Source organism: Hyphomicrobiales bacterium (assembly GCA_017642935.1).
Taxonomy (GTDB): domain Bacteria; phylum Pseudomonadota; class Alphaproteobacteria; order Rhizobiales; family MH13; genus MH13.
This window is the reverse complement of sequence record JAEPOK010000002.1, coordinates 1,255,522-1,279,789: the sequence shown is the minus strand read 5'-3', so window position 1 is coordinate 1,279,789 and position 24,268 is coordinate 1,255,522. Positions and strand designations below refer to the sequence as shown.

Sequence of the window (24,268 nt, the reverse complement as noted above, 5' to 3'; positions counted from 1 at the left end):
CATTCATGGCTTTTCTCGACTTCCGCTCCCGCCTGTTTTTGATCACGCTGCGTGACCTTCCGGAGGATTTCTCTGAACGGTTTGCCAGCGCCCTCGCCGGTGGAGACATTGGCTGCCTGCTGTTAGACGGCGATCAAAGTGACGAACGCGCTTTCCAAGACATGGCCGCGCCGTATGTGCAGACCGCGCAAAGCGCCAATGTCGCCGTGCTGGTCGCCGACGACAGCCGTTTGGCTGATCGCCTCGATGCTGACGGCGTCCACCTCACCGATCCAAAGGAGCTGGATGAAGACGGGCAAGCCAAACTGGCCGATCGCGGCATGATCGTCGGCATTGGCGGCATCAACACCCGTCATTTGGCACTACAGGTCGGCGAGCGCGAGCCGGATTATCTGTTCTTCGGTCGCACCGACCGCGACGCTACCGAAGAAACTCATCCCAAAACCGTGACGCTTGCCACCTGGTGGGCGCAGATGATGAAAATCCCTTGCGTGGCGCTGTCCGGCACATCCGATGAGGCATTCACCGCCTTGGCTGAAGCCGGCGTGGAATTTCTCGCCGTGCGTGAGCAGATCTGGACCGCCGAAGATCCTGGCGCCGAAGTAGCACGGTTGAACACGATACTCGACGCTATCGCCCACAAGCGCGCGGAGGCGGCTGCCTGATGCTGCGCACCCTTCTTACCCTTTTGCTGCTGGCGTCGCCTGCCATGGCGCAGGACACCGAAACGCCGCCCAATCCGGAGCCCGTCGATCTGGAGGCTGAAACAGAAGCCGAGACGGAAGCCGAAGACATCTTTGCGCTCGACCCGTTGGTTGCGTTCGAAGCCTTTTTTGCTGGCAACTACCCGCGCGCCTTCGACTTGGCAGTCACCTTTGCCGGGCGCGGCGATGCCCCGTCGATGCGACTGCTCGGTCAGATGTATTCAGCTGGGCTCGGAGTCGATGCAAACCAGGAAGAAGCTGCCCAGTGGTACCGCTTGGCGTCGCAGGCCGGCGATGTAGAAGCGAAGTTCCTGCTCGCCACCATGATCCTTGATGGCGCGTTCATCGAGCGCAACGAAGAGGAAGCCGCCAGCCTTCTACAAACGGCGACCGCCGAGGGGCACACCGACTCCAAACAGATGCTTGCCATGCTGCATTTGGAAGGCCGCGGCGTTGAGCGTGACCTGAACCGCGGCGCGCAGCTGATGCGCGAGGCGGCTGACGAAGGCAATGTCACCGCCATCTATACGCTCGGCATTCTCTATGCCGAAGGTGCAGGCGTCCGTCAGGATACCCGCGAGGCTTATGAATGGTTCGACCGCGCCGCTCGGCGCGGCAACACCGAGGCGCAGATCGAACTGGCCCTTGGCCTGTTGACCGGCGATGCAGGCGACCCCGACCTCACACAAGAACGGCGCACCGAGGACGCGATCTTCTGGTTCCGCCGGGCCGCCGAAGCAGGTAATCCGGTGGCTGAAAACCGCCTCGCCCATGCCTACAGCCAAGGGTTCGGCGTTCCGCTCGACCCGGTTGAAGCGGCCTACTATCACGCCCGCGCCGTGGCTGGTGGCTTGTCGGATGCGCGTCTGGATGCCTTTGTCAGCGCCTTGCCGGAAGCGCAGCGCCAAGAGGCCCAGGACCGCATCGCCCGCGACCGCGCGCCAGACAACCCTCTGGACTGACCCAACACGACGCGGCCACACGCGCACCGGCACGGCAACAAGAGTTGCCTTGCATGGCTGAGTGTGGTCCACAGCCCACAAAGCCCGGCGCGATCGCGCACGAACATCCCAGCAACGAGTACAGTTCCCATGAAAATCAATGGCAATGAAATCCGGCCTGGCATGGTCATCGAGTACGATGGCGGCCTGTGGGCGGTGGTGAAAACCGGCGCGGTGAAGCCCGGTAAGGGCCCGGCCTACAACCAGGTTGAGCTGAAAAACCTGATCGATGGCCGCAAGCTCAACAACCGCTTCGGCGCTGACGAGCGCGTTGAGCGTGCCCGCATCGACACCAAGGATTTTCAGTATCTCTATGAAGAGGGTGACATGCTCGTCTTCATGGACTCTGAAACCTATGAGCAGATCAATCTGTCCAAGGATTTTGTCGGCGACCGCGCCGCGTTCCTGCAGGACGGCATGCAGGTGATGGTCGAGCTGCACGATGAAACGCCCATCGGCTTCCAACTGCCAAGCCAAGTGACGCTGGAAATTGTCGAGGCCGACGCTGTCGTCAAGGGCCAGACGCAGTCTTCGTCCTATAAGCCGGCCATGTTGGAAAACGGGCTGAAGGTTATGGTGCCACCCTTCATCAAGTCCGGTGAGCGGATCATCGTTGACACCGCCGAAATCACCTATGTGAAGCGCGCGGACTAGAACAACCACAATGGCAAAATCAGCCCTTCTCACCGTAATGGAACGCGCGGCGCGCAAGGCCGGGCGTGGTCTGACGCGCGATTTTGGCGAGGTGGAACGCCTGCAGGTTTCCACCAAGGGCCCGAGCGACTTCGTGTCCGACGCTGATCGCCGCGCTGAAGAGCGCATCTATGAAGTGTTGCAGGAAGCGCGCCCGACATGGGGCTTCCTGGGTGAAGAAGGCGGCGAGATCAAAGGCAAGGACAAGCAGCATCGCTGGATTGTCGATCCGCTCGATGGCACCACCAACTTCCTGCATGGAATGCCGCACTTTGCCGTATCCATCGGGCTGGAGCGCGATGGCGAGATGGTGGCGGGTCTCGTCTATAACCCGATTTCGGACGACATGTTCTCCGCCGAAAAGGGCCAGGGCGCTTTCCTCAACGACAAGCGCCTGCGCGTCGCCGCTCGCCGCAGACTGTCAGATTCGGTGATCGTCAACGGCATGCCGCATCTCGGACGCGGCGATCATGCGCTGTTCCTGCGCGAAGTGGCCACCATGATGCGCAAGGTCGCCGGCCTGCGCCGCATGGGCGCCGCAGCGCTGGATCTCTGCTGGGTCGCCGCCGGTCGCCTCGATGGTTACTGGGAGGCGGGCCTCTCGCCCTGGGACATGGCGGCCGGTCTTTTAATCGTGCGCGAAGCCGGCGGCATTACCCGCGACACGATGGGTGGTACGGCGATTTTCGACACCGGATCGGTCGTTGCCGGTAATGATTTGATCGTTGGTCAGATCCTGAAAGTGCTCGGCGAAGCCCGGCAGGCGCAGGCCAAGCTCGCCAACGCCAAAAAGGGCGCCTGATCCATGGAAAGAGCCGCAATTAAGCACCACCCAAGGATGGTCACAATTGAAGGTTCTGTCTGGACCGAGAACACGCTATGAGGGGTTGCGTCAGGGTCGCTGACCCAGGACGCGAATCGATAACGACCTTAAGACCGCAGTTGAGCATGAGGCATGCCGATGGCTGACAGTGCCGATCCCCACAGCCTATCCCGCCCGACGATCTATTTGGCGCTGATGGCCGTGTTTGTTGGCTTAGCCGGCTTTCTCGTCCTTATCCTTTACCGCCCAATCGCAACTGCCTTTGCCGCCAATCCAGGGCTGAACGGCCTGATCATCGGCGTTTTGATCCTCGGCATCGTTCTGGCGGTGTTTCAGGTCATCCGGCTGATGCCGGAGATCAAATGGGTCAATGGCTTCCGTTTGGTCGATTATGGCGCGGGCTTCGACCAGCCCAATCCGCGCCTGCTGTCCCAGCTCGCCAGCTATCTGCGCGACTCCCAAGGCGTCAGCGGCCCCACCATGTCGACCCAGACGGTGCGTTCAATCCTGGAATCGGTTGGCACACGCCTCGATGAAGGGCGCGAAATCCTGCGCTACATGATCGGCCTGTTGGTGTTTCTCGGCCTCCTCGGTACGTTTTGGGGCCTAACCCAAACTATTGCCTCGGTGGGGGACACGATCGACGGCCTCGATGTCACCTCTGGCGATTTCGGCACCATTTTCGAGAACCTCAAAACCGGCCTGTCCGCCCCGCTCGACGGCATGGGCACGGCGTTTTCCTCCTCCCTGTTCGGTCTGGCTGGCTCGCTTGTCCTTGGTTTCCTCGACCTGCAGGCCGGCCAAGCCCAGAACCGTTTCTACACCGAGCTTGAGGACTGGATGTCCAACATGGCCGGCGTTGACGTCTCACAGGCAGGCGCGGAAACCAGTTCCACCGAAACCGCGATCGTATCGCTGGAGCGGTCGGTCGATCGCCTGGCCCGTCAGATTGCGGCGCAGAACCAACTATCCTCCTCGCAGACCGGGTCGTCGACCGGTTCCAGTGCCGCCAGCACCGGCGACCAAGCCGCCGTCAAACAATCCATCGATAGCCTCGCGGCCGGCGTTCAATCGCTCGTCCAGCACATGCGCTCCGAGCAGCAGATGCTGCGCGATTGGGTCGAAGACCAGGGCGAACACACCAAGCGCCTGGCGACCGTCATGGAAGATGTTTCGCGCACCATGTCCAATGGCGGGCGCGGCCAGGAACCGGGCGAATAGGTGATATGGCGCTTTCCCGATCCCGTCGGCGCTCCGGAGCGGTCGATTACTGGCCGGGCTTCGTCGATGCCATGGCCACGCTTCTCCTGGTCATCATCTTTCTTCTCTCGATCTTCATGCTGGCCCAGTTTTTTCTGAGCCAGGAGATCACCGGGCGTGACACGGTTTTGAACCGCCTCAACGCGCAGATCGCCGAGCTTACTGAACTGCTGGCGCTGGAACGGGCGACCGGCCAGGAACTGCAAAGCCGTCTGGCAACGCTGACCGCGAGCCTTGAAAGCGCCCGCGAAGAACAGGATCGTCTGACCGGCCTTCTGCAAACCCCAGAGACCGAAGACACCAGCGGGTCGATCATTGCCGGGCTGCAAAACCAGGTCGATGAAGAACAGGCAATCTCCCGTGAGGCGCTCAATCAGGTGGAGCTTCTCAACCAGCAGATTTCGGCCCTGCGCCGCCAGATCGCCGCGCTTGAAGACGCGCTTGATGCCTCAGAAACCCGTGACCGCGAAAGCCAGACCCGGATCGCCGATCTTGGCCGCAGGTTGAATGTTGCGCTGGCCCAGCGTGTCCAAGAACTCTCGCAGTTCCGCTCCGACTTTTTCGGCCGCTTGCGGCAAATCCTCTCCCAGCGCTCCGACATTCGTGTCGTCGGTGACCGTTTCGTCTTCCAGTCCGAAGTGCTGTTTGATTCCGGCTCCGCCGACATCAACCCAGGCGGCAGCGATGAACTGTCTCGCCTTGCCGAGGCCGTCCGCGAACTGGAAGCGGCGATCCCCGAAGAGATCAATTGGGTGATCCGCGTTGATGGCCACACGGACTCGCGGCCCCTCTCCGGCACCGGTCTTTACGCCACCAACTGGGAGCTATCGACGGCCCGCGCGACTTCGGTGGTGCGCTTCCTGGTCGATCAGGGGGTCGCGCCGGAACATCTGATGGCGGCAGGCTTCGGCGAGTTTCAGCCCATCGCAGAAGGCGAGGACGATGACAGCCTCGCCAGGAATAGGCGTATCGAGTTCAAGCTGACCGAACGGTAGGGCAAGGGCAGGTGGAAAAAACAAAGCGAGCAGAGATCATCGCCCGCTTTGTCTTTATATAAGCATCAGCCGATGATGCGCGATGCGCTGATGTAAACAGCATCGCGGGTGCGATTTTCGAAGTCGGCGACGAAACCTTCCCATTCAGGGCCGCCCATTTCCTCATCGACCTGCTCACCGGGCTTTGATTTGATCGCGACCACGTATTGGAACGGTGGCTTGCCACCTTCCAAGGTTTCCTCGGCACGATAATAGACCGGATCGCTCATAGACGAGACCTTCTCATATCCAGGAAGGTCGACCTCTTGCAGCCATTTTTCAAAATCCTCTTGCCCTTGTTCGGGTGCAAGATTGTACATCACGATCATCGTATCGTTGGGGGACTGTGCGGGGGTGTTTGCCATGTGTCTGTTCCTTTCGTCGGCAAGAGTCGCCCGGTACTTGGTGAGGCCCGGGAATTCGTGATCGAAGTACGAAGCGTGGAAGGTCGCATAGGGTTCGAAGTGCTTCTCATAGAGAGCCTTCGCAGCATCATTGCCATTGATCACCATGATGCCGATGCTTGACGCGCCCATGCCGCGAGCCTCCTCAAAGGCTGCATTCATAAGCGCATGACCGAGACCCTTGCCGCGCGCATCAGGTGAGACGGCCACCGTCTCGATGATCACGTCTGCTTGTGGCTTCAGAAATCCGGTGTCTCCGCTCCACACCTTTTCATAGGCTGCGCGGAACGCTTGTTTCGAAGCCTCCGTCCAACCCAAATGGCGAGCCATCTGGGGGAGCTTGTCGAGATTGAAGAGTCCTTGCGAAGGCGGCGTCTCCAGCGGCCTGAAGACCGCACAGCACGCTGCCGGCTCTCCGTCCAACTCCAGGATGATGAAGTCTTCCGCATTGCCCCAGTTGGATGCGTTGTTGCGGAACATCTGTTCCAGGAAAGTCAGCGTGGTGCTGCCCGTTGGGCCGACAAGTTCATCCCAGAACGACTGGTCGAACGGCGGCAGCGAGGCCTCATAATCCATCCGCGCTAAAAACGCGGCATCATCGATTGTGCCCTTGCGCTTCCTGATCGATTGCACTTCACACGCTCCGTCGTTAACATACACCACGTATGTAAAATATAACATACACGCCGTATGTCAAGAGAGACCGATATGAAGGTGCGTGAACAGAAGAAGGCGGAGACGTCTGCCCGGCTGATTGCGGCAGCGAGAAAGAGCTTCCTGGAGCGGGGCTATGCACGCACATCGATGGATGAGCTATGCGCCGAGGCTGGCGTTACGCGCGGCGCGCTCTATCACAATTTCGGCGGTAAAGAGGGCCTGTTTGAAGCCGTTGTCCGCCAGATAGACCATGAGGTGGGAGAACGACTGCTGACCCTTGCCGGGACGGATGAGAGCCTCAACGGTTTCATCAAGACCTGCGTCGCCTATCTTGAGATGGCCCTCGAACCAGAGGTGCAGCAAATCTTGTTCAAGGATGGTCCCGCCGTTCTTGGGCAGCGCCTTCGGCAGATCGATCAGGAGGGCAGCATCGAGCCACTTCGCGACGCCATCGAAGCCATGCAGATCAGCGGCATCATCAAACAAGGCAATGCCATGGCATTCGCCGTGCTTATCAATGGCGCGATGATTGATGCCGCACTCTGGATTGCAGCCGATGCGGACGGCCAGCACCGTTTTGCATTAGCATCGGCAGCGCTGAAGGAGCTGATCGAGGGCCTGGCCGTTTAGGAGTTGGCGGTGCCTACGGACTTGGAGCTGACATTCAGCTTAAACCCTTTCCACCGCCTTCTCCGGCACATCGGAAAACTGCAAATCTGCCAGGCGAGCGTAAAGCCCATTAGAAGCGGCGAGTTCTGCGTGCGTGCCGCGCTCAACCACCTTGCCTTCGTCCAGCACAACGATCTGGTCGGCACTACGCACCGTGGCCAATCGATGGGCAATCACGATCACCGTGCGGCCCACCATCAACCGTTCCAACGCGTCCTGCACCAGATGCTCGCTCTCGGCATCAAGGGCGCTGGTAGCCTCATCAAGCAGCAGGATGGGCGCATCCTGCAGCACGGCACGAGCAATGGCGATCCGCTGGCGCTGACCGCCTGACAGGTTCACCCCGCGCTCGCCAAGCATGGTGTTGATGCCGTCCGGCATGCCGTAAACGAACGCGGACGCATTGGCTGCGGCCAGGGCAGCTTGAATATCGTCCTCGCTGGCATCAGGACGGGCAAAAGCGACATTGTCGCGTACGCTGGCGGCAAAGATCGCAACATCCTGCGGCACCAGCGCCATTTTTTGGCGCAGCGCGACTGGGTCTATCGCCGCCACCTTCTTGCCATCGACCAACACGTCGCCGCTTTCGGCATCGTAAAAACGCATCAGCAGTTGAAGCACCGTCGATTTGCCCGCGCCGGAAGGCCCAACCAGCGCCACCGTTTTACCGGGCAAAGCCTCGAACGACACATCGCGCAGGACCGGCTGGCTGGTGTTCGATCCGCCAAGATCGCCATAACGGAATGACACGTGATCGAATACCACGTGGCCGATATCACCAGCCACTGGCGTGACAGGCTTCGATGCACCGTCCTGGTCGTTGGGCAGGATCTTCACGTCCACTTTCAAAAGGCCGCAGAGCCGATCCGCCGCACCAACGGCCTGCGCCACCTCACCAACCACCTGACTCACTTCACCAAGCGCGCCGGCAGCAAACACCGCATAGAGCAGAAACTGGCCGAGCTCACCGGCGGTCATGTCCCCGGCCACCACAGCGTTGGCGCCGTACCAGAGCACTAAGACGACGCTTGAAAAGATCACGAAGATCGCAAAGGAGGTGAGCAGCGCGCGGGCGATGATCGAATGCCGCGCGGCTTCAAAAGAGGCTTCAACAGCGCGGGCAAATGCGCCAGCCAACCGGCCTTGGGCTGTATGGGCCTGCACTGTGCGCACTGAGCTGATCGCTTCGCTCGCCATCGCCGAGGCATCAGCGAGCACGTCTTGCGCCACCCGCGAGCGCGCCCGCACCTGGCGGCCAAACACGATTAACGGCAGGACGATGAATGGGATCGCGATCAGCACAGCACCGGAAAGCGCCGGGCTGGTCACAACCATCATGATGCTGGCGCCGACGAACATGAAAAAGTTGCGCAGCGCGACCGACACGCTCGACCCGACAGCGGACTTCATCTGCGTCGCGTCGCTCGTCAGGCGCGAGACCAGTTCCCCAGCCCTGGCGCGATCGTGAAAGGACAGATCGAACCGCATAATCCGCTTGAAGACGGCAGACCGCAAATCGGCCACCACCCGCTCGCCAAGCCACGTAACCAGATAAAACCGCAAGGCGCTCATCACGGCCAGAATGCTGACCACGGCAATCAAACCCAGAAACACCCCACCGAGCGGCACGCCATCTTCGCCGGTGAAGCCGCGGTCAATGACCATGCGCACCGACAGGGGAACTGTCAGCGTCGCGCCGGTGGACCCGACAAGGGCGAAAAACGCCGCCACGATGCGGCCCTTGTAGGGTGCGATAAACGGCCAGAGATCGCGCAATGTTTGACGAGCGGACTGCACATCAAGGCGCGGTGGCGCAGCGGGGGCATCAGCGGAGTTGGCCATGTCATTCCCTACCGATCAAATCGGTTTGATGGCAAGGTTTTACAGCCCATCACTTGGGGGAGTGAGCCGATTGATCGCAGGCAAGGCCAACCCACCGGCCAAGTCTGGCGCAAGTCGCTTGCAAGCCGTCGCCCCATCGTGTATCGACGCGCGCTGAAGCGACAGATTTTGACCGCTGGACAATTTCAGTCGCGACCGAATTTTTCACATCAATCGTGATCAACGCTGCACCAATTTGGCGCGCGGGCGTCGCAATGACGGACAAAGACGATGAAACAGGATATCCATCCCGACTACCACACCATCAAAGTGGTGATGACCGACGGCACCGAGTACGAAACCCGCTCGACCTACGGCAAAGAAGGCGACACGCTGCGCCTCGATATCGATCCAACAACCCATCCTGCCTGGACTGGCGGTCAGCAGACTCTGCTCGACCGTGGTGGCCGTCTCTCGAAGTTCAAGAACAAGTTCGACGGTTTCCTCGGCTCCAAATAAGCCCGGGCAATCCGTTCAAAACGACAAAAGGCACCCTATTGGGTGCCTTTTTTTGTTTTAGCTTGAAAAGGGTGGCGCCCTAGCCGAACGCGTCTGACAGACGCGCCATCTGTTCGGCCACTGGGTTGGCGGCAGGCTCTTCCTGCTGCACCCTTTCGCCGCGCTGATAAAAAATGCCGTCAAGGCGCTGCACGCGGGTTTGCAGATCCAGCGAGGCGTCCACCAGTTCGCGCAGCGTTCCGGGCAGCTCGTCCCAACCCGGACCTTGCGTCGGGCTGGACAGCCCATGAATACGCACCTTGGCCTTTTCTTCAGCCGCCTGCTCCAGGGTCATTTCCCCTTCGTGCACGGCTCGCTGAAGGAGCAGCCAGGAGGCCAGCTGCATCAACCGGGTGGTCAGCCGCATCGACTCCGTCGCGTAGGCCATCGCACCGGCGCGCGGCAGGTCCTTTGCTTCTTCGCGGCCTTCCTTGTCGAGATACTCAGCCGTCGTCTCGACAAGCTGCATGCCATGCTCGAACAGCTCGTGGAACGCGTTCGACCCGACCAGCCGGTCGGCAAAAGACACAGGGTCATCGACGCCCGTCAGCCGATCATCGTCCATGCCGCTCGTTCGATCCATCGTGCTACGCCATCATTGTTGCTGCTTTTGTCCGGCCCAGAGCATAGCCGATTTGGCCGAACCGTCTATATCCGCGCGCACCCTAAGGGCCGCGTTCTTCAGGCTCGGTTAACGCTGATTGGTCACCGATTGCCGCTCGCGCCGTCGGGTCAGCGCAAAAAAAAAGCCGCAGCAGATGCCACGGCTGAATAATCAGTTTGAAAACAGGGAGGCGTCAATGAGCAACCAATCGCTCAGAAACTGTCGAGAAAACTCGATGACTTGAAGGTAAGCGAGAAAGGTTTCCAAAACCTTAACGCATCGAAATTGAGTGAATTTGTTTACTCCAATCTAGGCATGGCTGTTCTCAGCGACCGCTTGAAGCTCATTGATCAGCCAGGTAATCATGGGGTTTTTCTCTTCGCGCACATGCCGAACGGCCTGCACATGAAAAGCGCGAATGTCCAACGGCGGCGGTGCAAAGGCCAACCCGAACCGCGTGGCGTGAGCCCTCACCAACGCAGCGGGCAAGGTTGCAAGCATCGCATTGCCAGGCAGCATCGCCAGCGCCGGCAGGAACAGCGGCACGGAGAGCACCACGCGCCGCTTCAACCCCTGCCCAGCCAACACCTGATCAACGATACCGGCCATGGTCGCATCTCCTGAAACCAGCAGATGATCGGCGGACAGATAAACGTCGAGATCTTGACCGTCCTTTAGGAAGGGATGGCTTGGGTGCGCGGCGACCAGATAGGTTTCCTCAAGCAAAGGAGCACTCAGATACGCCGCCGTCAGCTCCGGAAAAAATCCGAGCGCCAGATCGACATCACCGGCCTCCAGCGCTTTCAAAGCGTCCGGCTTGGCAAGCGCCTGAATGGAAAGGGTCATCCCGGGCGCAATGGCACGCAGTAGCGCAAGTAGCGCCGGCACAATGGTGGCGATCTCATAATCCTGCGCCGCCAGCCGGATATGGGCCTGGCTTCGCCTGGGCTCAAAGGAAATCGGTCCAGCCAAGGCGCCCTGCAAGGCCTCCAGCGCCGCTTGAACGGCAGGCTCGATGGACCGCGCAAATGCCGTTGGCTCCAACCCGTGGGGCCGGCGCAGAAAAAGCTCATCGCCAAAGACATCGCGCAACCGCCGCAGCGCGTGACTAATGGACGAGTTAGTCAGGCCGAGTTCCTCAGCCACCAAGGTGGCTTTGCCGAGTCGCATCAAGCCAGAAAAAACCAGCAGGACGGTGACATCCAACCGTCTAAGTTTAACTTTATCGAAATCAGACATGAAGTTATTTCAGTTTTGTTGAATAAGCTCTTTGCCTATCTCTATCGCTGACAGCGCACAAGAGCGCTCCACGAAAGGGAACTTCAATGACCCATATTTTGATGATCGCATCCAACCCCGCCACCTCGCCGGTCACCGGCTGGCCGATCGGTTTCTGGTGGGCCGAACTCACCCACGCCTACAAGGAATTCGAAGAAGCCGGTTACAGCATCACCATCGCATCGCCTGATGGCGGTGATCTGGAGGCCGACGGCTATTCCGATCCGGAGGATGAAAGCGGCTACTCCGCCGAGGACACCATCTCGCTGGCCTTCAAACAGACACCAGAAAAAATGGCGCTGCTGAAAGGTACGCCCAAACTCGCTGACCTCAATGCAGCCGATTACGACGCGGTGTTTGTGGTCGGCGGTCAGGGCCCGATGGTGACCATGATCGATGACACGGCAACGCAGGACTTTCTCGCGCGCTTCTATGAGGCCGGCAAACCGACCGCCGCCGTCTGCCACGGCACCTGCGTGCTGTTGAAGGCCAAGCTATCGAACGGCGATCTTCTTGTGAAAGGCAAGCGCTGGACCGGCTTTGCCAACTCCGAAGAAGAATATGCAGAAAATGCCGTCGGCCAGAAAATCCAACCGTTCTGGATCGAAACCGAAACTCGGAAGCTGGCTGATACAAGCTTCGAAGTTGCCGGACCGATGGAAGAGTTCGCCATCCGTGATGGCAATCTGATCACCGGCCAGCAGCAAATGTCGGCAGGCGCCGCAGCGCGCGAAGTTATCGCCGCGCTACGTGGTTAGGCTGGCCACATGGGACAGATGATCCTCATCGCCATGGCGCTCGCCACCGGCGCCATGATCCCGCTCCAGCTGGCCTTCAACGGTCAGCTGGGCACTGCGCTGAAGGGGCTGGTGATGGCCTCCTTTTTCGTCTTCCTCACCGGCGTGCTGGCCACTGGCTTGGTACTCTTGATCGCGCGAACGCCGCTGCCCGACATGGCGACCATGAAGGCCGTGCCGGTCTCCGCCTGGGTCGGCGGCATCATCGCTACGCTCTACATCTTGGCGGTGGTCTATCTGGTGCCCAAGCTTGGCGTTGGATCAGCGGCGGTGCTCATCATCGCCGGGCAGTTGGTGACCGCCCTGGTGCTCGATCATCTAGGCGCTTTCGGCACAGCGCAGGACCCAATCACCTGGATCAAGGCATCCGGCGCCGGGTTGGTGCTGGCTGGAGCGGCACTGGTGAAATTCGCCTGAGGCCCTAGGATTTCGGCGTGCCAAACACGGAATCGGCGGCGAGCCGGGCAGCATCCTTGGCCTTCATTGCCTCTTCGCAGCGCGTGATCTCGCCGCGCAACGCTTCGATCCGCTCGGCCAACTCGCCCACGGACGCATCGGAGAGATCATCGCCGACACTGATTTTTGGTTTTGGTTTCGGTTCCAGATCGAGATCCATGCCCTTTGTCCCCCTTCAATGCAGCCCTTGGCCCGGTTATGCGTTGCATTGAAGTGTATCGCCCCTCCCCAGCACGCAACAAGGGCCAACCATGGACAGCCTTTTTGATCTTCCCGGCAGCATCAACGTCATCACCATCGACCGACCTGGGGGACCGGATGTTCTGGTGCCGGGGACACGGCCCATGCCGCAGCATCTGGACGAGCATAAGGTCTTGATCAAGGTGGCCGCCGCCGGCGTCAATCGGCCCGATGTTCTGCAACGGGTCGGCGCCTACCCGCCACCCAAGGGCGCAAGCGACATCCCGGGGCTGGAAGTGGCTGGCACCATCTTCGCGCGGGCGCGCGGCGCCGAGCGCCATGAGGTCGGCGATGAGGTAACCGCGCTGGTGATCGGCGGTGGTTATGGCGACTATTGCGTGGCCGATGAACGCCACGCCCTACCAATCCCCGATGGGCTGTCGCTGGAAGAGGCCGCCGGGATTCCCGAGACAGCGTTCACCGTCTGGTCGAACGTCTTTGACCGAGGCGGTTTGACCGAGGGCGAGACGTTCCTGGTCCATGGTGGCACATCCGGCATTGGGACCATGGCGATCCAGCTCGCCAAGGCCCATGGCGCGACGGTCCTGGCCACCGCTGGAACGGACGAGAAGTGTGAGGCGATGGCCAAGCTCGGCGCCGACCACACCTTCAACTATCAGCGCGAGGACTATGTGGAGGGCGTCAAAGCCGCGACCGACGGCAAAGGCGCCAATGTCATCCTCGATATGGTCGGCGGCGACTACATAGAACGCAATTGGAAAGCCGCCGCCGTTGAAGGGCGGATCGTGCAGATCGCGTTCTTGAATGGCGCAAGCGTGGAAGCGGACTTCTCCCGTCTCATGCTCAAACGGCTCACCCACACCGGCTCCACCCTTCGGGCCCGCTCCGACGCCTTTAAGGCCCAGCTGGCCGACGATGTGCTGCACCATGTCTGGCCGCTGATCGAGGCCGGGGACGTCACCATTCCTGTCGACTCGGTGTTTCCGCTTGCCGAGGCGAGCAAGGCGCATCAGCGCATGGAAAGCTCAAAGCATATGGGCAAGATCATCCTGCGACCCTAAAAGCGGCCGCCGCCTAGCGGACCGATTCACCCCTCGACCAAAGACGAAAGACTGCGCGGCTAGACATTTATCCATTATATTTGTATATACAAATATATTCAGAAATGGAGCTTCCCATGAGCACACTTGCAACCCTAGCGCCGCAGGCCAACGCGGCAGCGCAATCTGGGCCCGCGCCCTACAGCCCCCTGATGTTTCTTGCCGCCCTTGGCGCCGGCGGTCTGGTCGTCACCTTCTTCATGTTTTTGATGTTCTGGGTGCCGCATCCGGGACAACCGGTTCCGGTGTTTGAAGACGTAATGGCTGCCTTCTCCACCGGAGGTCTCGCCATGCAGGCCGCCATCTCCATCGCCTTGGCCGGCATCGCCTTTTTCGGTGCGACGCTCGTCCGGCTTCTGGTCTGGAACGTCCAACGCCTGCGCCAGTTTTCGCGTACGCCGGCCTATGACACGCTGATGGGCAGCAATGCCGGCAGCCAGATCATGGCGATGCCACTCGCCTTCGCGATGGCGATCAATGCTGGTTTTATTCTCGGCCTGGTGTTCGTGCCGAACCTTTGGAGCGTAGTGGAATACCTCTTCCCGCTGGCCATGATCGCGTTTGCCATTATCGGCTTCTATGCCTTCAAACTGTTTGCCCGCTTTGCCAGCAACGCGCTGGGCGGCGGACTGGACTGCGCCAAAAACAACTCGCTGGCGCAGATGCTGCCCGCCTTTGCCTTCGCCATGATCGGTGTTGGACTGGCAGCCCCAGCGGCCATGTCGACAAATGCTGTCACCGTCGCCGTCTCGCTCGGCCTTTCGACGCTGTTTATCTTGGCATCGATCGTTCAGGGCTTGATCGCCCTGACTCTCGGCGTGCGCTCGATGATGGAAAATGGCTTGGCTGCCGATGGCGCGCCAACCTTGATGATCGGCGTGCCGATCCTCACCGTGCTCGGCATCGCGTTCCTGCGCCAGAACCATGGTTTGCACGTGCATTTCGATGCGCACACCTCGGCTGGCAGCACCTTTATGATGCTGACCACCTTGATTGCCGCACAGATCCTGTTGCTTGCCGCAGGGTGGGGCGCGCTGAAAAAGACGAACTATCTCGGCCGCTTCATAAGTGGACCAGAATCCTCGCCAGGATCACTCGCCCTGCTTTGCCCGGTGGTCGCCTTCTCGGTGATGGGTCACTTCTTGATCAACAAGGGCTTGGTCGCCACCGGCCTGATCGCGAAGTTCGGTCTCGCCTATTGGAGTGTCACAGCCATCCCGCTGCTGTTCCAAGTGCTGGCCATCTGGCTGTTCTTCAAGCTGCTTGCTAAGCTGATGCGGCAGGCGCCAACGGCACCCTTGAGCACCGCCGCCACGGCCTAACCCCAATCGACCCACGGGCTGGACCTCCAGCCCGTGGCCTCTTGCGAGCCAACCATGTCGACCCAAACCCTTGAACGGCCTTCCCCGACTGCCGACTCCATGGCCGCCAATGTCGGCGAAGTGACGGAAATTCTCAAACTGCTCAGCGCCCCGGCGCGGCTTCTGGCAGTGTGTCACTTGGTGGACGGCGAGAAATCGGTTGGCACTTTGGCAGAGCTCACCGGCAGCAAACCCACCACACTATCCCAACACCTGGCGCTTTTGCGCGCCCACGGATTGGTGTCCACACGCCGCGACGGCACAACGATTTATTACACGCTGGCATCAGACGACATTCGCGGTCTCATCGCCTATTTGCACCAAGCCTGGTGCAAAAGCTGAACACCCAACCGGCAACCAAGCATTGCAACCGGTTTGTAAATTTACTATACGGTTCGCACTTTCCCGACATCTTCATTGTGATGCTCGGCCCCGCGATCGGAAACCCTCCGACCGGGCCTGAAGAGCTTTTTTGCTAGGATTCCACCATGGCCGAAACACTTTTGATGCCCAAAGCGACCGCCGTCTGGCTGGTCGACAACACCGCGCTCACCTTCGAACAGATCGCCAAGTTCTGCGCGCTGCATCCCCTTGAGGTGAAAGCCATCGCCGATGGCGAAGCCGCGCAGGGCATCAAGGGCCTCGACCCACTGCAGACCGGCCAGTTGACCCGCGAGCAGATCACGGCAGCCGAAGAAAACCCGGCGCTGGAGCTAAAAATTCAACCGGCCAAAACCGTCGTCGCCACCAGCACCAAAAAGCGCGGCCCACGCTACACGCCGGTTTCCCGCCGCCATGATCGTCCTAATGCCATCCTGTGGTTGCTGCGCAACCACAAGGAGCTGAAGGATGCGCAGATCATGCGCTTGGTCGGCACCACCAAAAACACCATCGAATCGATCCGCTCCGGCGCCCACTGGAACGCCGCCAACCTGACGCCAATGGACCCGGTGACGCTTGGCCTCTGCAAACAGATCGAGCTTGATCTGGAAGTTCAGAAAGCCTCGCGCAATGCGCCGCCGGCTGTGGAAGCCGCAGGACCGGTTCTGTTGTCGGCTGAAGAAGCTTTGGCAGCGACGACCCCGACTGAGTTCCAGAGCGAAGAAGAAGCCGGCATCGAAGAGGTGTTTGGCACGTCGGAACCGACGCAAGAGCAAGAAGAAGAAGCCGCCCAGGAGGCGCAGGACGACCTGGACGCCGACTCTGTCTTTGCCAAGCTGAAGGAACTGACGAGCCCGACCGACGAAGGCGAAGAGAACAAGTCTTAAGCAGAAAGGGTTTAGGTGCTCGGCTCGACCGGCACGGTGTAGTTCAAGCCGAGCCGACCGCCATCCACGTACAGCGTCTGACCGGTGACGTAGCTTGCCTGGTCACTGGCGAGAAACGCGGCAATGGACGCGATCTCGCTGGCTTCACCGATGCGTCCAAGCGGTGTGCGCGTCATCATCCGATCGCGGATATCAGCGTCGGCCAGCACCTTTTCCACCATCTCGGTCATGATCGTGCCCGGTCCGATGGCGTTGACCCGAATGCCGTGTTTGGCAAGCGACAGCGCCATCACCTTGGTGAGCTGCTTCACTCCGCCTTTTGAAGCAACATAGGGCACCTGATTGGGGATCGCGAGTTCGGCGTTGACGCTCGACATGGTGATAATCGTGCCCGGCTTCTCGCCCGCCTCGACACGCTCCACCATATGTTTGGCCACTGCCTGGCAAGTGAGAAAAACACCTTTCAGATTGACGCCAATCACGCGGTCAAAATCGGCTTCCTCAACGTCCAGAAAATCGGCGGTGTGGACGATCCCTGCATTGGCGACCAGCACATCAATCTCGCCATAGGCTTCAAGGCTCTTGGCAAGCAGATTGCGCACGTCCAGCCGGTCGGCAACATCGCAATGCACGTAGAGCGCCTCGCCGATCTTGGACAGACGGTCGGCAGCATCGTGCCCCGCGCTGTCGTCAATGTCGGCAATGATGACCTTCATGCCCTCTTCGACAAAGCGTTCGGCGATCGACAGGCCAATGCCCTGCGCGCCGCCGGTGACGATCGCGGTCTTGCGTTCCAGTGCGAAGCTGACGGCCATAAAGCGTTCCTATGTGGTTCAATGAGCGCGGCGTTTAACCCGCCACCCAGGGGCGAGACAACCGGCGGGCGATCACATTGGATTGCCCGCTGGATTCCTGGTGCTTCGTGAGCTAGGCGGCGTAGCCTTTGGTTTTCAGCGCGCCGGAAATCTCATCAAGAATGGCCGGATCGTCGATCGTCGCTGGCATCTTGTAAGGCTCGCCATCGGCGATTTGGCGCATCGTGCCGCGCAAAATCTTGCCCGAGCGGGTCTTTGGCAGACGGTCCACAACCATCACCGTCTTGAACGCAGCGACCGGACCGATTTTCTCGCGCACAAGCTTGACCATCTCTTTTTCAAGCTGCTCCAAGGGCATGTCGACACCATCCTTGATGACCACAAATCCCGCCGGCAACTGCCCCTTCAGCGCGTCCGACACGCCGATCACGGCCGCCTCGGCGACGGCTGGGTGGCCGGAAAGCACCTCTTCCATGCCGCCGGTCGAAAGCCGGTGGCCGGCGACATTGATGATGTCGTCGGTGCGCGCCATGATGAACAGATAACCATCCTGGTCGATCATCCCGGCATCGGCGGTTTTGTAGTAGCCCGGGAACTCTTCCAGATAGGACGCCTTGAAGCGTTCATCATTGTTCCACAGCGTCGGCAGACAGCCGGGAGGCAGCGGCAGTTTGACGACGATGTTGCCCAGCGTATCAGCGGGCACGGGATGACCGGCATCATCGATCACCTGGACATCGTAGCCGGGCATCGCCACCGTCGGTGAGCCCAGCTTGATCGGCAGCTTGCCCAGACCAACCGGATTGCCGGCAATGGCCCAACCGGTCTCGGTCTGCCACCAATGGTCGATCACCGGCACGCGCAGTTTCTCCTGCGCCCATTCGATCGTGTCCGGATCGGCGCGCTCACCAGCCAGAAACAGCGTCTTCAGCGTGTGCAGATCAAATTTGTCAATGTAATTGCCGTCCGGGTCTTCCTTCTTGATGGCGCGAAACGCCGTCGGTGCCGTGAACAGCGAGGACACTTTATGCTCCTCAATCACCCGCCAGAAGGCGCCGGGGTCAGGCGTGCCAACCGGCTTGCCCTCATAAAGAATGGTCGTGCAACCGGCCAGCAGCGGCGCGTAAACGATATAGGAGTGGCCAACCACCCAGCCGACATCGGAAGCTGCCCAGAACACGTCCCCAGGCTGCATGTCGTAGATCGCGCTCATCGTCCAATTGAGCGCCACCATGTGCCCGCCATGGTCGCGGACCACGCCCTTGGGGATACCGGTCGTGCCGGAGGTGTAGAGAATGTAGAGTGGGTCGGTCGCCTCCATCGGCTCTGGGTCGCTATCGATCCCGCGCGCATTGGCGTCCGTCAGCAACGCATCGTAATCATGGTCGCGCCCCTCAATCAGATCGCAAGGCTTCTGCTCACGCTGTTTGATGACGGTCAGATCAGGCTTGTGGGTGGAAAGTTCAATCGCCTCATCGAGCAGCGGCTTGTAGGCGATCACCCGGTTGGGCTCGATGCCGCAGGAGGCAGAGATGATTGCTTTGGGACGGGCATCGTCGATACGGGTGGCAAGTTCGCTGGCGGCAAACCCGCCGAAAACGACCGAGTGGACCGCCCCGATGCGGGCGCAGGCGAGCATCGCGATCGCCGCTTCGGGGATCATCGGCATGTAGACGACGACGCGGTCGCCTTTGGCCACGCCAAGGTTCTTCAAGACCGCGCCAAAAGCGCTCACTTCATCGCGCAAATCTTCATAGGAATAGGTCTTCTTGGCTCCGGTGATCGGGCTATCATAGATTAGCGCCGCCTGGCCTTTGCGCCCGCGTTCCACATGCCGGTCGAGACAGTTGTAGGCGGTGTTGCAAACCCCGCCCGGAAACCAGCGGCCATAGACGCCTGCGCCCGGATCGAACACGCGCTCGAACGGTTTCATCCAGTCTACGCTTTGCGCCGCATGCGCCCAGAAGGCCAGCGGATCCTCCTGCCAGGACTGATAGGTCTGATGGTAATTCTGGCCGTTGGCGCTCATGGCATTTCCCTTCCCACACATCCGTTCTTGGACTTGTTCTTTGTTCGCACCTGCAATCAGGTCCTGTCGACAGGTGTGCCCAATCCGCTTTTAGCGTGCAAGCTGGGCAAAAGGAGATGCGATGGGTCAAACCGCACCTTGCAATCGGGCAAGAAAAAACCGCCTGGCACAAGGCCAGACGGTTTGATGATTCATTGACTGGTCGTGCTGGCTAATTGGGCCGCGCGCTGCCAGTCCCTTTACGCAAACGCTCAATCTCATCCTTCAAACTGAGTTTCTGCTTTTTTAGCGCCGCAATTTCCAAGCCGTCCTTGGCCGGTCGCCGCTCTTCATCAGAAATCTTGCTATCAATCGCGAGGTGCCGCCGCTCCAATTCGGCGAGATGAGATTCAACCGTCATGCAGTCCTCCTTTGTTCAAACCAGTCGAGGCTGCCATAGGGAATATTGGTCGTACAGATTGACTTTTTGAATATTCAGACTGTTCGGGCGGTAAATTCCCAACAACTTTCGTTGCAGTGCATGAAAAACCGGTTGGGATTCGCCGGCCAGTGGCGCAGTGCAGCAGAGCATGATAACGCTGCGCGTTCGCAAGCCCGTTGTGTGGACAGTTCATTGCGTCGAGTTGCTCGTTCATGACCCCCATTCCTTCCAATGATGATCAGGATGCACGGCAGGAGTTGGCCCGCCTCCGGCAGGAACATCGCGACCTGGATGCAGCCATTGAGGCGCTCTACGAGACCGGCCGGGCCGATCATCTGCAGATCCAACGGTTGAAAAAGCGCAAGCTGGTCTTGAAAGACCGCATCAATGTGCTCGAAGACCAGTTGCTGCCCGACATCATCGCTTAGAAGACGATCCTTCATGTCCTCATCCGCCGCACCGATCGCCATCATCATGGGCAGCCAATCCGACTGGCCAACGATGCGGCTTGCCGCCGAAAGGCTTGATGATCTGGGTGTCGACTACGACGCCAAGATTGTCTCCGCGCACCGCACCCCCGACCGGATGGTGGCCTTTGCCAAGGGTGCCGAAGAGGCCGGTCACAAGGTGATTATCGCCGGCGCCGGCGGCGCAGCGCACCTGCCCGGTATGGTCGCCGCCATGACGACACTGCCGGTTCTCGGCGTGCCGGTCGGCGTGACGGCGCTTCAGGGCCAGGACAGCCTGCTCTCGATTGTTCAAATGCCCGCCGGCGTGCCGGTTGGGACGCTAGCCATCGGCAAGGCGGGCGCCGCCAATGCCGGACTGATGGCAGCCAGCATTTTGGCCCTTTCGGACCCTGATTTGTCCGAACGCTTGAAAGCCTGGCGCCAGGCGCGCACCGACGGCGTCGCCGACGTTCCGGTTGACGACCCAGCCTAATGTTGGCCGAAAACCGACGTCTGAAACCGGGCGATACAATCGGCATCTTGGGTGGCGGTCAGCTTGGCCGTATGTTGGCCATTTCGGCCGCCCGCTATGGTCTGAAAGCACACATTTTCGATCCTGCACCCGATGCGCCAGCCGCCGATGTTGCTGCCGTCCATACTTGCGCGCCCTACACCGACACAGACGCACTATCGGCCTTCGCGAGAGCCTGCCAGGTGGTCACCTTCGAGTTTGAAAACATCCCAAAGGCAAGCCTTGATCATCTGGCGGGCGCTGTGACCCTGCGACCGGGGCTGGCCTCGCTGGAAACCAGCCAAGACCGGCTTATCGAGAAGCAGTTTTTGGAAGGGATCGGCCTGCAGGTCGCGCCCTACACAGCCGTAGACGGGCCAGAGACGATGCAAAGCGCGCACACCGCGCTGGGCGGCGACACAATCCTGAAAACCCGCCGCCTCGGCTATGACGGCAAGGGCCAAGCTCGGCTCAAAACGCCAACTATCGATGAAGGCGCAAGCTGGACAGCTATTGGCAGAGCCCCGGCAGTGCTGGAAGCACGCATCGCCTTTGTCGCCGAGGTTTCGGCCATCATCGCCCGTGGCGCAGACAGCGCGACCGTCGCCTACGACCTACCGGTCAACACCCACAAGGACGGCATCCTAGACACTTCTGCTATTGGGCAGTTCGCATCCATCGATATCGGGCCGGCACATGTGGCCGAAGCCCAGGCTGCCGCGATCAAGGTCGCCGAAGCACTCGATCATGTCGGTGTGCTGGCCGTGGAGTTCTTCCTCACTGACCGCGACGTCCTGCTGGTCAATGAGATCGCCCCTCGGGTGCACAATTCCGGCCATTGGACCATGGATGCGTGCCTCAATGATCAGTTCGACAACCACATTCGCGCGGTTGCCGGCTGGCCGCTCGGCTCACCGGCACGCCACAGCGACGCGCTGATGACGAATCTCATCGGCGAGGACGTCGTAGACCTTGAGGACTATGTGCGCTCAAGCGACACCCAGCTTCATCTTTACGGCAAGGCAGAGGCCCGAAAGGGCCGGAAAATGGGGCACATCACGCAGATCGCGCCACGTGCTTAACTGTCTGGTCTTTGCGGGCCAAAACACGCTGCGCTTTGTGGACAAACCCCGTGCGATCTGGTATCCGCCCACCTCATTCCGCATTGCAGGTTGGATGAGGAACGCCCCCGGGCGCAGGTCTGGGTGTTGCGAACGGCGTTCGAACGCGGTGTTTTGAGCGCTCAAGGCACCGCATCGTCCACACTGCAAAGCGCGATAAGCCAATTGACCTTTTCGCCCTCTGGACTGGAAAAACCGGCCATGGCGGCAACGACAGGATGACACGTGCAGGTACTCGTTCGGGATAACAATGTTGATCAGGCGCTCAAGGCGCTGAAAAAGAAGATGCAACGCGAAGGCATCTTCCGTGAAATGAAGCTCCGCGGCCATTATGAAAAGCCGTCGGAAAAGAAAGCACGCGAGAAGGCTGAAGCCATCCGCCGTGCACGCAAGTTGGCACGTAAACGCGCGCAGCGCGAAGGCCTGCTTCCGGGCAAGGGCCGCCGCTAGGTCCTGGCGGCAACTGGCGCCTAGCCCCTATTCTGCCAGAATAGCCCCTCACCAGAGCTGGATCGATGCGCATGACGCGCATCATCGATTGGCTAACAAGGCGCGCTATAAACAGAGCGTTCCAATCCGGGGTTAGACCGGGCTTGCGCTGAGGGTTCTTATGGTTCGCGTTTCAAGACAGATTGACAGCCAGCCAAGCACCGATGGTCATCAATTGGTGCGCGCGACCTCTTTTCGCTTGGCATCGCGTTTTGGACTGATTGCTAGCGCCGCGCTTTTCCTTGCCGCTTGCCAAACCGCTGGACTTAACCAGGCGACCGGCACCTTGGCGGCCAGCCAGGCGGTGAACATCGCCTCGCTCACCGAAGTCATCTCGTCCAACCCGCAAGATCCTGGCGCTTACAATATGCGCGGCACGGCCTATGGTCGCGAAGGCCGCCACACTGATGCCCTAGCCGATTTCAATCAGGCGCTTGCGCTGAACCCGAGCTTTTACCAGGCACTCGCCAACCGTGCGCTGGTTCACCGTGAACTTGGCAACGATGCGCAGGCGCTGGCCGACTATTCCGCCGCTATTGCCGTCAATCCGGCCTATGACGCGGCCTATGTTGGGCGCGGCAACATTTATCGCGAGGCCGGACGCTTTCCCGAGGCTCTGGCGGATTATGAGCGGGCCATCCTGCTCAACTCATCCGATGCACGGGCCTACTACAACCGCGCGCTAATCTTCCAATCGCAAAACAACCATGTTCTGGCGATCGAGGATTTCACCACCGCCATCGGCTTCAACCCGAACGCCACCGAGCCCTATATGGCGCGTGGCCTGAGCTACCTGTCCTTGCGAGATTGGGGCGCGGCGATCGAAGATTTCGACGCTGTTCTCGGCCGCGATTCGCGCAACATCGACGCCTGGATCAATCGCGGCATCGCCTATGAAGCTGCCGGCGATCTGGAAAATGCCCGCGTCTCTTACCAGCGCGCGCTGACGATCAACGAAAACAGCCGCGTCGCGATGCAGGGCCTTGGCCGCGTCAACTGACCGGCCGGTTGAGGGCTAAGTCTTCAACGCCTGCGTAACGGCAGAGCGAAAGCCCATATCACGCACCAACAGGTAAACGAACGCGGGCAGATCAAGCGCCCATGCGGCGCGCTCGGCTGCATGCGCCAGTGCCTGTCGCTGGGAACCAAGCACCATCGGCGTGCCATCGCGCATTGCCGGACCGTGGCGCGAGCGATAGGTCCAAACGCCCGGCAGGCGTCGCCTCAACCAGGGCACATGGAGAGCCTGGTCCAGCCAAACACGGTCATAATTGGTTCCGACCGCTTCGCTGGCATCGAGCTGCGCAAGGTGATCGACCGGCACCAATTGCAGATGCGTGGTCGCGTGCTGGTCAGTTTGCTCCATCAGCGTCGCTGGCATCGATCCATACCGCGCGATATGAGCTGAATGCACCTTGGCGTGACCGTTTAGGCGCACCGGCCCCTGCACCAAATTGACGGGCTTGCTGCCGAACTTGCGGCGCAACACCGACACGGCGGCGTTTGAACCAACGGCCAGTATGGCCACACAGAGACCGACACCTTCTACAGCCACCATGCGGCCTTCGGGCAGCACCTTTCGCGTCAAGAACCGACCGACCCTGCCCTCGTCGAATGTAATTGGCGCGGTTGGCAGAGCGTAAGGATAGTCAAACGCGCGCGCCAAAAGATTGGCCCGGAACGAACAAACCCGCCCAGGCGAACCGGAGCGGGTTTGTGATTGCGTCAAAATCTCAGTCACGAC

Annotated in this window: 28 protein-coding genes; 19 read left to right on the top strand and 9 right to left on the bottom strand. The window is 60.2% G+C overall.

Annotated features, from left to right (window positions below; translation table 11 throughout):
* Positions 1-5: 5 nt before the first annotated feature.
* The 6 genes from JJ917_15475 to JJ917_15450 all read left to right on the top strand — a co-directional run bounded on the left by JJ917_15475 (position 6) and on the right by JJ917_15450 (position 5,476).
* Positions 6-665, top strand: a complete 660-nt coding sequence (locus JJ917_15475) for a thiamine phosphate synthase (GenBank protein MBO6700228.1) — start codon at positions 6-8, stop codon at positions 663-665.
* A complete protein-coding gene (locus JJ917_15470) occupies positions 665-1,666 on the top strand; it encodes a sel1 repeat family protein (protein MBO6700227.1) in 1,002 nt (333 codons plus the stop codon). The genes JJ917_15475 and JJ917_15470 overlap by 1 nt, the downstream gene beginning before the upstream one ends.
* Before the next feature lie 129 nt (positions 1,667-1,795).
* Positions 1,796-2,359: an elongation factor P gene (gene efp, locus JJ917_15465; protein ID MBO6700226.1), complete on the top strand. Its 564-nt coding sequence runs from the start codon at positions 1,796-1,798 to the stop codon at positions 2,357-2,359.
* A gap of 10 nt (positions 2,360-2,369) precedes the next feature.
* On the top strand, positions 2,370-3,200 hold the full coding sequence (locus JJ917_15460; GenBank protein ID MBO6700225.1) for an inositol monophosphatase: 831 nt from the start codon (positions 2,370-2,372) through the stop codon (positions 3,198-3,200).
* Positions 3,201-3,416: 216 nt separating this feature from the next.
* On the top strand, positions 3,417-4,442 hold the full coding sequence (locus tag JJ917_15455) for a MotA/TolQ/ExbB proton channel family protein (protein ID MBO6700224.1): 1,026 nt from the start codon (positions 3,417-3,419) through the stop codon (positions 4,440-4,442).
* Positions 4,443-4,447: 5 nt separating this feature from the next.
* On the top strand, positions 4,448-5,476 hold the full coding sequence (locus JJ917_15450; protein ID MBO6700223.1) for a peptidoglycan -binding protein: 1,029 nt from the start codon (positions 4,448-4,450) through the stop codon (positions 5,474-5,476).
* A 65-nt stretch (positions 5,477-5,541) separates the two neighbouring features.
* Here JJ917_15450 and JJ917_15445 read toward each other — a convergent pair whose 3' ends face one another.
* A complete protein-coding gene (locus JJ917_15445; GenBank protein ID MBO6700222.1) occupies positions 5,542-6,600 on the bottom strand; it encodes a GNAT family N-acetyltransferase in 1,059 nt (352 codons plus the stop codon).
* 27 nt (positions 6,601-6,627) lie between these two features.
* Between JJ917_15445 and JJ917_15440 the strand changes: the two genes are divergently transcribed.
* Positions 6,628-7,206 (top strand): TetR/AcrR family transcriptional regulator, encoded by a 579-nt coding sequence (locus tag JJ917_15440; protein ID MBO6700221.1) that lies wholly within the window; start codon positions 6,628-6,630, stop codon positions 7,204-7,206.
* 39 nt (positions 7,207-7,245) lie between these two features.
* On the opposite strand, the gene JJ917_15435 is transcribed toward JJ917_15440, so the two are convergent.
* A complete protein-coding gene (locus JJ917_15435; protein MBO6700220.1) occupies positions 7,246-9,087 on the bottom strand; it encodes an ATP-binding cassette domain-containing protein in 1,842 nt (613 codons plus the stop codon).
* Positions 9,088-9,357: 270 nt separating this feature from the next.
* Between JJ917_15435 and rpmE the strand changes: the two genes are divergently transcribed.
* Positions 9,358-9,585 (top strand): 50S ribosomal protein L31, encoded by a 228-nt coding sequence (rpmE, locus tag JJ917_15430; protein ID MBO6700219.1) that lies wholly within the window; start codon positions 9,358-9,360, stop codon positions 9,583-9,585.
* Positions 9,586-9,664: 79 nt separating this feature from the next.
* Here rpmE and JJ917_15425 read toward each other — a convergent pair whose 3' ends face one another.
* Both JJ917_15425 and JJ917_15420 read right to left on the bottom strand, forming a co-directional pair.
* A complete protein-coding gene (locus tag JJ917_15425) occupies positions 9,665-10,189 on the bottom strand; it encodes a DUF1465 family protein (GenBank protein ID MBO6700218.1) in 525 nt (174 codons plus the stop codon).
* A 348-nt stretch (positions 10,190-10,537) separates the two neighbouring features.
* Entirely contained in the window at positions 10,538-11,467 is a 930-nt protein-coding gene (locus tag JJ917_15420; GenBank protein MBO6700217.1) for a LysR family transcriptional regulator, read from the bottom strand.
* 86 nt (positions 11,468-11,553) lie between these two features.
* On the opposite strand from JJ917_15420, the gene JJ917_15415 reads away from it, so the two are divergent.
* Entirely contained in the window at positions 11,554-12,264 is a 711-nt protein-coding gene (locus tag JJ917_15415; GenBank protein ID MBO6700216.1) for a type 1 glutamine amidotransferase domain-containing protein, read from the top strand.
* Positions 12,265-12,273: 9 nt separating this feature from the next.
* Entirely contained in the window at positions 12,274-12,720 is a 447-nt protein-coding gene (locus JJ917_15410; protein ID MBO6700215.1) for a DMT family transporter, read from the top strand.
* A gap of 4 nt (positions 12,721-12,724) precedes the next feature.
* Here JJ917_15410 and JJ917_15405 read toward each other — a convergent pair whose 3' ends face one another.
* A complete protein-coding gene (locus tag JJ917_15405; protein ID MBO6700214.1) occupies positions 12,725-12,919 on the bottom strand; it encodes a DUF1192 domain-containing protein in 195 nt (64 codons plus the stop codon).
* A gap of 91 nt (positions 12,920-13,010) precedes the next feature.
* On the opposite strand from JJ917_15405, the gene JJ917_15400 reads away from it, so the two are divergent.
* The 4 genes from JJ917_15400 (at position 13,011) to JJ917_15385 (ending at position 16,689) form a co-directional block, all read left to right on the top strand.
* Complete coding sequence (locus JJ917_15400) at positions 13,011-14,021, top strand: NAD(P)H-quinone oxidoreductase (protein MBO6700213.1); 1,011 nt, start codon at positions 13,011-13,013, stop codon at positions 14,019-14,021.
* A gap of 116 nt (positions 14,022-14,137) precedes the next feature.
* A complete protein-coding gene (locus JJ917_15395; GenBank protein MBO6700212.1) occupies positions 14,138-15,382 on the top strand; it encodes a hypothetical protein in 1,245 nt (414 codons plus the stop codon).
* Positions 15,383-15,481: 99 nt separating this feature from the next.
* On the top strand, positions 15,482-15,763 hold the full coding sequence (locus JJ917_15390) for a helix-turn-helix transcriptional regulator (protein MBO6700211.1): 282 nt from the start codon (positions 15,482-15,484) through the stop codon (positions 15,761-15,763).
* 146 nt (positions 15,764-15,909) lie between these two features.
* Positions 15,910-16,689, top strand: coding sequence for a DUF1013 domain-containing protein (locus JJ917_15385; protein MBO6700210.1), 780 nt, complete (start codon positions 15,910-15,912; stop codon positions 16,687-16,689).
* Between the two features lie 11 nt (positions 16,690-16,700).
* Here JJ917_15385 and JJ917_15380 read toward each other — a convergent pair whose 3' ends face one another.
* The 3 genes from JJ917_15380 to JJ917_15370 all read right to left on the bottom strand — a co-directional run bounded on the left by JJ917_15380 (position 16,701) and on the right by JJ917_15370 (position 19,933).
* Positions 16,701-17,504, bottom strand: a complete 804-nt coding sequence (locus JJ917_15380) for an SDR family oxidoreductase (protein ID MBO6700209.1) — start codon at positions 17,502-17,504, stop codon at positions 16,701-16,703.
* A 112-nt stretch (positions 17,505-17,616) separates the two neighbouring features.
* The gene (locus JJ917_15375; protein MBO6700208.1) at positions 17,617-19,533 is read right to left on the bottom strand and encodes a propionyl-CoA synthetase; all 1,917 of its coding nucleotides are present in this window, start codon (positions 19,531-19,533) and stop codon (positions 17,617-17,619) included.
* Positions 19,534-19,744: 211 nt separating this feature from the next.
* Complete coding sequence (locus JJ917_15370; protein MBO6700207.1) at positions 19,745-19,933, bottom strand: DUF465 domain-containing protein; 189 nt, start codon at positions 19,931-19,933, stop codon at positions 19,745-19,747.
* A gap of 233 nt (positions 19,934-20,166) precedes the next feature.
* Between JJ917_15370 and JJ917_15365 the strand changes: the two genes are divergently transcribed.
* The 5 genes from JJ917_15365 to JJ917_15345 all read left to right on the top strand — a co-directional run bounded on the left by JJ917_15365 (position 20,167) and on the right by JJ917_15345 (position 23,524).
* Positions 20,167-20,382: a DUF465 domain-containing protein gene (locus JJ917_15365; protein MBO6700206.1), complete on the top strand. Its 216-nt coding sequence runs from the start codon at positions 20,167-20,169 to the stop codon at positions 20,380-20,382.
* A 13-nt stretch (positions 20,383-20,395) separates the two neighbouring features.
* Positions 20,396-20,896 (top strand): 5-(carboxyamino)imidazole ribonucleotide mutase, encoded by a 501-nt coding sequence (gene purE, locus JJ917_15360; GenBank protein MBO6700205.1) that lies wholly within the window; start codon positions 20,396-20,398, stop codon positions 20,894-20,896.
* A complete protein-coding gene (locus tag JJ917_15355) occupies positions 20,896-21,996 on the top strand; it encodes a 5-(carboxyamino)imidazole ribonucleotide synthase (GenBank protein MBO6700204.1) in 1,101 nt (366 codons plus the stop codon). Before purE ends, JJ917_15355 begins: the two co-directional genes overlap by 1 nt.
* A 264-nt stretch (positions 21,997-22,260) precedes the next feature.
* Positions 22,261-22,485 (top strand): 30S ribosomal protein S21, encoded by a 225-nt coding sequence (locus JJ917_15350; GenBank protein ID MBO6700203.1) that lies wholly within the window; start codon positions 22,261-22,263, stop codon positions 22,483-22,485.
* A 160-nt stretch (positions 22,486-22,645) separates the two neighbouring features.
* Entirely contained in the window at positions 22,646-23,524 is an 879-nt protein-coding gene (locus JJ917_15345; GenBank protein ID MBO6700202.1) for a tetratricopeptide repeat protein, read from the top strand.
* Positions 23,525-23,539: 15 nt separating this feature from the next.
* On the opposite strand, the gene JJ917_15340 is transcribed toward JJ917_15345, so the two are convergent.
* Positions 23,540-24,265 carry a hypothetical protein gene (locus tag JJ917_15340; GenBank protein ID MBO6700201.1) on the bottom strand — a complete coding sequence of 242 codons (726 nt, stop codon included), beginning with the start codon at positions 24,263-24,265 and terminating at the stop codon, positions 23,540-23,542.
* Positions 24,266-24,268 lie beyond the last annotated feature (3 nt).